This is a genomic window from Streptomyces sp. 13-12-16 (genome assembly GCF_002114215.1).
Classification (GTDB): domain Bacteria; phylum Actinomycetota; class Actinomycetes; order Streptomycetales; family Streptomycetaceae; genus Streptomyces.
In genome coordinates, this window is sequence record NZ_NCTE01001370.1 from 528 (window position 1) to 7,611 (window position 7,084).

7 protein-coding genes and 2 pseudogenes are annotated in these 7,084 nt (G+C 71.3%); 2 read left to right on the forward strand and 7 right to left on the reverse strand.

Annotated elements, in window-relative coordinates; all coding sequences use genetic code 11:
* The 5 genes and pseudogenes from B7767_RS40985 to fabG form a co-directional block, all read right to left on the reverse strand.
* Window positions 1-315: pseudogene (locus tag B7767_RS40985) on the reverse strand (hypothetical protein); the annotation flags it as partial.
* A gap of 138 nt (window positions 316-453) precedes the next feature.
* Entirely contained in the window at window positions 454-1,137 is a 684-nt protein-coding gene (gene ung / locus B7767_RS40990) for a uracil-DNA glycosylase (protein WP_085576305.1), read from the reverse strand.
* Between the two features lie 91 nt (window positions 1,138-1,228).
* Window positions 1,229-2,815, reverse strand: a complete 1,587-nt coding sequence (locus B7767_RS40995; RefSeq protein ID WP_085576306.1) for an ABC transporter substrate-binding protein — start codon at window positions 2,813-2,815, stop codon at window positions 1,229-1,231.
* A 278-nt stretch (window positions 2,816-3,093) separates the two neighbouring features.
* A complete protein-coding gene (locus B7767_RS41000) occupies window positions 3,094-3,852 on the reverse strand; it encodes an SDR family oxidoreductase (protein ID WP_085576307.1) in 759 nt (252 codons plus the stop codon).
* Window positions 3,853-3,865: 13 nt separating this feature from the next.
* Entirely contained in the window at window positions 3,866-4,627 is a 762-nt protein-coding gene (gene fabG, locus B7767_RS41005; protein ID WP_030865253.1) for a 3-oxoacyl-ACP reductase FabG, read from the reverse strand.
* Between the two features lie 290 nt (window positions 4,628-4,917).
* On the opposite strand from fabG, the gene B7767_RS41010 reads away from it, so the two are divergent.
* Window positions 4,918-5,499, forward strand: coding sequence for an excalibur calcium-binding protein (locus B7767_RS41010; protein ID WP_085576308.1), 582 nt, complete (start codon window positions 4,918-4,920; stop codon window positions 5,497-5,499).
* Window positions 5,500-5,519: 20 nt separating this feature from the next.
* Here the strand turns inward: B7767_RS41010 and B7767_RS41015 are convergent, their stop codons facing one another.
* The gene (locus tag B7767_RS41015; RefSeq protein ID WP_085576309.1) at window positions 5,520-5,909 is read right to left on the reverse strand and encodes a DUF3037 domain-containing protein; all 390 of its coding nucleotides are present in this window, start codon (window positions 5,907-5,909) and stop codon (window positions 5,520-5,522) included.
* Complete coding sequence (locus tag B7767_RS41020; RefSeq protein ID WP_085576310.1) at window positions 5,906-6,670, reverse strand: HipA family kinase; 765 nt, start codon at window positions 6,668-6,670, stop codon at window positions 5,906-5,908. Before B7767_RS41020 ends, B7767_RS41015 begins: the two co-directional genes overlap by 4 nt.
* Before the next feature lie 198 nt (window positions 6,671-6,868).
* Between B7767_RS41020 and B7767_RS41025 the strand changes: the two are divergent.
* Window positions 6,869-7,084 (forward strand): annotated as a pseudogene (locus B7767_RS41025) (Rieske (2Fe-2S) protein); the annotation flags it as partial.

Here is a 7,084-nt window from a genome sequence, read left to right on the forward strand (position 1 = left end):
CTGCAGGGACGGGTAGAGCGCGCGCACGGCGGGGGATTCCCCGTATCCGCCGACGCGGTCGTCCGCGACCTCCTCGGCCGCCGTCAGCGCCCGCAGGTCCCAGGCCAGTTCGTCCTCGGGGTCGTCCTGTGTGTCGGCGAGGTAGTGGGCCAGGGTGCAGCGGTGCAGCGGGTCCCCGTGCTCGCCGATCTCCGCCCACAGGCCGAGCAACCGGTGCCGGGCCTCCTCACGGTCCCCCGCGTGGTGCAGCATCACGACCTGACCGATCCGTGTGAGCACGGCGTCCGGCGCCGCCTGCTCCCGTCGCTCCGCCACCACGTCCTCCGCACCGCTCGCCGACTGTCGCCCCCGACGCTAACCGCAGGCCGGGGCAATACCGGACAAGCCGCTCCGTAGCGCCTCGAGCGGTCCGGGTGCGGGCCGATGGAGCGCTCCGCACCCGGCGAGGTGACGTCAGCCCAGGTTCGGGATCGTCCAGTCGATCGGCTCGTGGCCCTGCGCGGCCACCGCCTCGTTGATCTGCGTGAACGGCCGGGACCCGAAGAACTTCTTCGCGGACAGCGGCGAGGGGTGCGCCCCCTTGACCACCACGTGCCGGCTCTCGTCGATCAGCGGCAGCTTCTTCTGCGCGTAGTTGCCCCACAGCACGAAGACCGCCGGGTCGGGGCGGTCCGCCACCGCGCGGATCACCGCGTCGGTGAACAGCTCCCAGCCCTTGCCCTTGTGCGAGTTGGCCTCACCGGCGCGGACCGTGAGGACCGCGTTGAGCAGCAGCACTCCCTGCTCGGCCCACGGCATCAGATAGCCGTTGTCCGGGACGGGCGTGCCCAGCTCGGCGTGCATCTCCTTGTAGATGTTGCGCAGGGACGGGGGGATCCTCACCCCCGGGCGGACGGAGAAGCACAGGCCGTGCCCCTGGCCCTCGCCGTGGTAGGGGTCCTGGCCGAGGACCAGGACCTTCACCTTGTCGTACGGCGTGGCCTCCAGCGCCGCGAAGACCTCCTCGCGGGGCGGGTAGACCGGACCGTTCGCCCGCTCCTCCTCGACGAACTCGGTCAGCTCCTTGAAGTAGGGCTGCTGCAGCTCGTCGCCCAGAACCCCGCGCCAGGACTCGGGCAGCATGGCGATGTCGGTCACGTCAATGTCCTTACGTGTGCGGTCGCTTCCAGACCACAGAACCTACAGGCGACCACTGACAACCCGCCCGGCGGACGGCCGTACCCGGCCTCTACCAGCTCGTCTTCCGGGAGAGCTGCCACAACATCATGATCGTGGACGGGTCCAGGGACCGCTCCGCTCCCGAGATGTCGCGGCTCGCCGCCACGTACGGCCGGCCCTGCCACAGCGGCAGCAGCCGCACGTGGTCGACGAGGATCTGCTGGGCCTCCTCGAACTGCTTCACCACGTTCCCGCGGTCGCTCTCCCGGCGGGAACTGGGCAGCAGGTCGTCCGTGATCTCGGTCGCCTCGTAGGGTGTGCCGAGCGCGTTCTGCTTGCCGACGAACGGGGCGATGAAGTTGTCCGCGTCCGGGAAGTCGGGGGCCCAGCCGCGCCCGAACACCGGGTACTCACCCTTCTGGTAGCCCTCGACGTACGTCTTCCAGGGACGGCTCTTGAGCGTGATGTCGAACAGCTTCGACGCCTCCAGCTGCCGCTCGAGCTCCTTGAACTCCAGGGCGGTCTCGGAGCCGTAGCGGTCCGTGGTGTACCAGAGGGTGAGCGGGACCGGCTCGGTGATGCCCGCCTCGGCGAGGATCCGCCGGGCCTTGGACACGCTGGGCTCGCCGTAGTCGTCGAAGAAGCCGGTGGTGTGCCCGGTCAGGCCCTTGGGGACCATGGAGTACAGCGGGTCGACGGTGTCCTTGTAGACCTTGTGCGCGATCGCCGCGCGGTCGACGACCTGGGCGACGGCCTGGCGCACCGCCTTCCTGCCGGCCCACGGGTCCTCCGGGTTGAACACCAGGTAGTTGATGTCCGTCCCGGTGCCGTCGATCAGCTGGAGCTCCTCCTCCTTGGAGGTCTTGCCCTGGAGATCGATGATGTCGTCCGCCGCCAGACCCCGGTAGGTCAGGTCGATCCGGTCGTCCCGCAGTGCCTTGACCATGGTGCCGGAGTCCTGGAAGTAGCGGATGGTCACCGCGTTGTTCTGGCGTTCGGCGAAGCCCTCGTAGCGGTCGTTGCGGACGAGTTCGGCCTCCTCGCCCTCCTTGTACGACTGGAGGGTGTAGGGCCCCGAGCCTACGACGCCGTCGTCCTCGCGCAGGGCGTCGGCCGGGTAGGCGTCGGGGCCGACGATGGACATCGCCGGGGTGGCGAGCACGAACGGGAAGGTGGCGTCCGGCTTGTTGAGGTAGAAGACGACCTCGCGCTCGCTGGGCGCCTGCACCCGTTCGAGGCTGCCCAGCAGACCGGCCGGGCCGCCGTTGACGTTGATCTTCCGGATCCGGTCGATGGAGTGCTTGACGGCCTTGGCGTCGAGGGTGCTGCCGTCGGAGAACGTCAGCCCCTCGCGCAGCTCGCAGCGGAACACCTGGTTGGAGCCGTCGGAGAACTCGCAGCTCTTGGCGGCGTCCGGCTGCGGGGTGCTCGCGCCGACCGGGTAGCTCAGCAGGGTCTGGTAGATGTTGCGGAACAGCTCCCAGGAGCTGTCCCAGGAGGCGGCAGGATCCAGCGTGCTGGGCGAGCTGGTGGTTCCCACGACGATGGGTCCCTCGTCGTCCGAGGTGTCGGACGACAGGACGCCGCATCCGGTCACCAAGGACGATATGGACGCGATGGCCGCCACCCGCCGCAGGCATCGGTTCCGGTTGAACACGCGCACGCTCCTCGATCTGCCGTCCCAAGAGTCGGCAGACCATACCGCAGTGTTCGCCCCGTTGACCCCTCTCTGTACGACCCTTGAGATCGACTTCCCGATGACTACGTTGTCACGCACCGTCGCGACCCCGATACGCCGGCACGGGCGCCGTTTTCGTCGACGGACGCCCGTGCCGGATCGTCGAACAGGGGCCCCGCGCGGGCACTCGCGTCACCCGCGCGGCGCGTGGAACCGTCCCGCGCGGCACACGTGCCGCACCGCGCGGGACGTCCGGTTCAGGCGACGCCGGCGTTGAGGAAGATGCCGCCGTCGACGACCAGGGTCTGGCCGGTGACCCAGTCCGACTGGTCCGAGGTGAGGAACGCGGCGGCACCGCCGATGTCGGAGGGCACGCCGAGCCGGCCCAGCGGGTAGCCGGCTGCGGCCTCCGCCTCCCGGCCCTCGTACAGCGCCTGCGCGAACTTGGTCTTCACCACGGCCGGGGCGATGGCGTTGACCCGCACCTTGGGCGCGAACTCGTGCGCCAGCTGCTGGGTCAGGTTGATCAGCGCGGCCTTGCTGACGCCGTAGGCGGCGATGAACGGCGAGGGCGCGATGCCCGCGACGGAGGCGATGTTGACGATCGCGCCGCCGTTGTCCTTCTGCCAGGCGTGCCAGGTCTTCTGCGCGAAGCCCAGCGCCGAGATCACGTTGGTCTCGAACACCTTGCGCGCCACGTTCAGGTCGAGGTCGGCGATCGGCCCGAACACCGGGTTGGTACCGGCGTTGTTGACCAGGTAGTCGACCCGGCCGAAGGCCTCCATCACGCGCTCGACGGCGAGGGCCTGATGGGCCTCGTCGTGCGCCTTGCCCGCGACGTAGACGGCGCGGTCGGCGCCGAGCTTCTCGACGGCCTCCTTGAGGGCGTCCTCGCCCCGGCCCGTGATGCAGACCCGGTCGCCGCGCGCGACCAGCGCCTCGGCGACGCCGTAGCCGATGCCGCGGCTGGCGCCGGTGATCAGGGCGACCTTGCCCGAGAGTTCCACAGCAGTCATGTTCCCGGTCTTCCTAGTCGAGCGGTCCGCCGGCGACGTACAGCACCTGGCCGGAGACGAAGCCGGCGGCCTCGCCCGTGAAGAAGGCGATCGCGTTGGCGATGTCCTCGGGCTCGCCGACGCGGGCGACCGGGATCTGGGTGGCGGCGGCGGCCTTGAAGTCCTCGAAGCCCATGCCGACGCGGTCGGCGGTGGCCTTGGTCATCTCGGTGGCGATGAAGCCGGGGGCGACGGCGTTGGCGGTGACGCCGAACTTGCCGAGCTCCTTGGCGAGGGTCTTGGTGAATCCCTGGAGACCGGCCTTGGCCGCCGAGTAGTTGACCTGGCCGCGGTTGCCGAGCGCGGAGGAGGACGACAGGTTGACGATCCGGCCGAACCCGGCGTCCACCATGTGCTTCTGACAGGCCTTCGACATCAGGAACGCGCCGCGCAGGTGCACGTTCATGACGGTGTCCCAGTCGGAGACGCTCATCTTGAACAGCAGGTTGTCGCGCAGCACGCCCGCGTTGTTGACGAGGATCGTGGGCGCGCCGAGCTCCTCGGCGATCCGCGCGACGGCCGCCTCGACCTGCGCCTCGTCGGAGACGTCGCAACCGACCGCGATCGCCTTGCCGCCGGCGGCGGTGATCTTCTCGACGGTGTCCTTGCAGGCGGCCTCGTCGAGGTCGATCACGGCGACCGCGCGGCCCTCGGCGGCCAGTCGTACGGCGGTGGCGGCGCCGATGCCGCGCGCGGCGCCGGTGACGACCGCGACCCGCTGCTCAGTGGTGGACATTGCTGCTTCTCCTCGCGCTTGGGATGCGGCTCCTGCGGCCGGACCGGAATCGGTGAGCGACCGCTTAGTACCTTCAGCAGACGTGACGCTAGAAGCCCTGGCACCCGGTGTCAACGGCACACCGCGCGTGTGTGATCCATTCCCCGCGCGGGGCCTTCTTCCGCCCGCCGTGGCCGTCGCACGCCCGGCATCCGCGCGGAGCACCCGAACGGCCCAGCGCTGCGCGCCCTCGCGCCGGCCGGCCCCTAGCGTCGAGACGCGAGCCACCCGCGGCCGGAAAGGAGGCGTTCATGCGCCGTCGCACCGGTGCCATGGGCACGCTGATCGCGCTCGCCGCGATCGTGCCGTTGGCCGACACCGCTCACGCCCAGGACCTGGACTGCGGCGACTTCACCTACCAGGAGGACGCGCAGGTCTTCTTCGACACGGACCGGAGCGATCCGCACCGGCTCGACGAGGACCCGGGCCCGGACGACGGAGTGGCCTGCGAGGCACTGCCCCGGCGCGGTCTCACGTCGTCCACCTTCCGTCCGGCCCCCTCCACCCCGGCACCGGCCCGGCCGCCGTCACCGTCATCGTCACCGACGACCGCCCCGCCCGTCCGGTCACCGTCGCCGACGGCCGCCGTGCCCACCCGGACCGTGACTCCCACCCCGGCCCCGACCCCGACTCCCGTCCCGACCGTGACCCCCACCAGGACATCCGTCGCGCCCACGACTCCCGCCTCCGTCGCGCCGACGCGCGGTGTGCAGGGCGGGCTGGGCGGCTCGTCGGGGTCCGGGCCGAGCGACTGGGACCTGGGCATCGGCGCGACGTTCGTGACGGGCGCCGTGGCCGCGATCGGTTGTCTGGTGAAACGCCACCGGGCCTGACGGGACGTGGACGGCCTCGGTCAGCGTACGAGTACGAGCGACTCCAGCAGCCGTTCCGCCTCCGCCGCCGGATCGGCGGTGAGCCCGGTGTGCACGGGGCCGGGCTGGAGGATGGTGGACCGGGGTGCGACCAGCCAGCGGAAGCGCCGTCCGGCGTCGTCCCGCGCCGCCTGTCCCGCCGCGTCCCCGCCCGCGCAGACACCCTCGACGGCGCGCAGCGCGGCCCGTACGCCGGGCACGTCGGCCTTCGGGTCGAGGGCCAGCAGCCGCGCCTCGTCGAGATGGGTGCGGGCCGCGACGAACGACCTGGGGCGGCAGTACACGAGCACCCCGGCGTTGACGCACTCCCCGCGTTCGATGCGCGGTACGACCCGCAGCAGCGCGTACTCGAAGACGTACCGGTCGCTCACTGGTCCCCCTCGAGGCCGTGGATGTCGTGGTGGACGGTGGCCGCGCGGGCGATCAGCGGCCGCGCGTAGGCCGACCGGAGCTCGTCCGGGGTGTCGAAGCCGGGCTCGCCGGTCAGCCAGAGGTCGGGGATCTCCGCGGTGACCTCGGCGAGCAGTTCCTCGGTGATCTGTGGCGCGAGCCGGGCCGCGGCGGACGCGACGTCCGGCGCGAACGGCTTCAGGGCGTGGTCGGAGGCGTCGTAGGGGCGGGCGGCGGAGGCTGCCGCGCCGGGCCAGTTGTGGTGCCAGATCATGGTCGCGCCGTGGTCGATGAGCCACAGTTCGCCGCGCCACCGGAGCATGTTGGGGTTGCGCCAGGAGCGGTCGACGTTGTTCACCAGCGCGTCGAACCAGACGATCCGCCCGGCCTCCTCCGGACTCACCTCGAAGGCGAGCGGATCGAAACCGAGGGCACCGGAGAGGAAGTCCATGCCGAGGTTGGTGCCGCCGCTGGACTTCAGCAGCCGCTGCACCTCCGGCTCGGGCTCGCCGAGCCCCAGCACGGGGTCGAGCTCGACGGTGACCAGGCGGGGCACCCTCAGCCCCAGCCGGCGGGCGAGTTCCCCGCAGACGACCTCGGCGACCAGCGTCTTGCGGCCCTGCCCGGCGCCGGCGAACTTCAGCACGTACGCGCCGAGGTCGTCGGCCTCGATCAGTCCCGGCAGCGAGCCGCCCTCGCGCAGCGGCGCGATGAAACGGGTCGCGGTGACTTCCTTCAGCATCGCACCAGGCTACTGGCGTGTCGCCGCACGTCGGAGGCGACCCGTGCGGGACGCCCCGGGGCCCGACAGCGAAACGACAGCCGTGACTTACGCCCGCCAGACCGCGGACACGCCAAGCTCTCGGCATCGCATGAACAGCGTGGGCCCGCTGACCGTACCTCTCCCCAGATCACGCAACCCCGGAAGGGACACACCGGCATGACCAGCGCATCGCTCACATCCGCATCGGGACCCGCCCGTCGAACCGTCGTGGCGGCGGCCGGAGCGGCGGGCCTCGCCGTCGCGCTGACCGCGTGCGGCGGCTCCGACGACGACACGTCGGGCTCCTCCGCGGACTCCGGCTCCACCGGTGCCTCGTCGGACGGCGGCGGCGACGGCACGAGCGGCGGGGGGTCGGGCGGCGGCGAGAACGCC

Bases quoted from the DNA above. Each gene is read 5' to 3' on its own strand.
- B7767_RS41000 (WP_085576307.1), bottom strand. From the start codon at position 3,852: ATGACTGCTGTGGAACTCTCGGGCAAGGTCGCCCTGATCACCGGCGCC.
- fabG (WP_030865253.1), bottom strand. From the start codon at position 4,627: ATGTCCACCACTGAGCAGCGGGTCGCGGTCGTCACCGGCGCCGCGCGC.
- B7767_RS41010 (WP_085576308.1), top strand. From the start codon at position 4,918: ATGCGCCGTCGCACCGGTGCCATGGGCACGCTGATCGCGCTCGCCGCG.
- B7767_RS41020 (WP_085576310.1), bottom strand. From the start codon at position 6,670: ATGCTGAAGGAAGTCACCGCGACCCGTTTCATCGCGCCGCTGCGCGAG.